This is a genomic window from Bradyrhizobium sp. P2_E8 (assembly GCF_056403875.1).
The window spans coordinates 1-1,150 of the sequence record NZ_JBFUES010001549.1; the positions used below are offsets into that span (position 1 = coordinate 1).

Below are 1,150 nucleotides of genomic sequence, written 5' to 3' on the forward strand. Positions count from 1 at the left end.
ACGGGTTGGTCCGGGTCTCCTCGCCGCCGCCCTCATATTCGACCAGGCGGCCGGACGACAGGATGAGCGGGAACTGTTTTGCAATTCCCTTCTCCACCGCAGCCTTCTGCACGGAGAAGCCGATATTGGGCATCCGGAACTGCTTGGCGTCGGGCAGCGTCGGGTATTTGGCGACGAGATCGACGCGCGGCGTGTAGATCGGCTCGCGGTGAACCGGGATGGGATCGGGCAAGCCGAAGGCATTCATGCGCGCCTTGCCGTTGCCATAGGGAACGCAGCCATGCGCCAGCGCAACGCGCTGGATGCCGCCCGACAGGTCGAGCGACCACGACACCGCGTCCGGAGTGGCGGGGTTGACCTTGTTRATCACGGCCATTTCCGCTTCGGTGAGATCGGTGTCCCAGCCGAGCTTCTTCAAGCTCGCGAGCGTGAATTCCGGATAGCCGTCCTGGATGGCCGACCCCAGCGAGTATGAGCCGTCCGCGAGCAGGCTCACCTTGCGCGTCGTGCCGTCCGGCAGCTTCTCCTCGCGCTCGATGCCGAACCGCGGCCGGAACGTGCCGCCGCCATCCATCACATGCAGATTGGTATTGTAGAGCAGCGGCGTTCCGGGATGCTTGACCTCCGGTGATCCCCAGCATGGCCAGGGCAGGCCGTAATAATCGCCGCCGACCTCGGGATCGTCCTTTGGCGCCCGCATGGTCAGCATGTCGAACTTCGCCTGGTTCTTCATGTGCGCCTTGAGGCGTTCGGGCGATTGCCCGCAATAGCCGGTCGACCAGCTGCCGCGGTTCATCTCGCGAAGGACATCCTCCGCTTCAGGAAGATTGTTCTCGACCTTGATATTCTTGAACATCTGGTCGGCGAAGCCGAACTTCCTGGCCAGGCGGTAGATGATTTCGAGATCATCCTTCGACTCGAACACCGGCTTCACGATCTGCTCGCCCCATTGCAGCGAGCGGTTGGAGGCGACGCGCGAGCCCTTGCACTCGAATTGGGTGGCGACCGGGAGAATGTAGATGCCATCCTTGCGCCCCGCCTCGACTGCGAGCGAGGCCCAGGTCGTCGGATGCGGGTCGGCGATGACGAGCAGCTCCAGCGCCTTCAGGCCATTGAGGGATTCAGGGATACGGGTGATGCTGTTGGAGGC

1 protein-coding gene is annotated in these 1,150 nt (G+C 63.2%); it reads right to left on the reverse strand.

From position 1 onward, the window contains the following. The coding region (locus AC1D00_RS42205) for a molybdopterin-binding domain-containing protein (RefSeq protein WP_477014789.1) at nt 1-1,150 on the reverse strand (1,150 nt) is incomplete at both ends.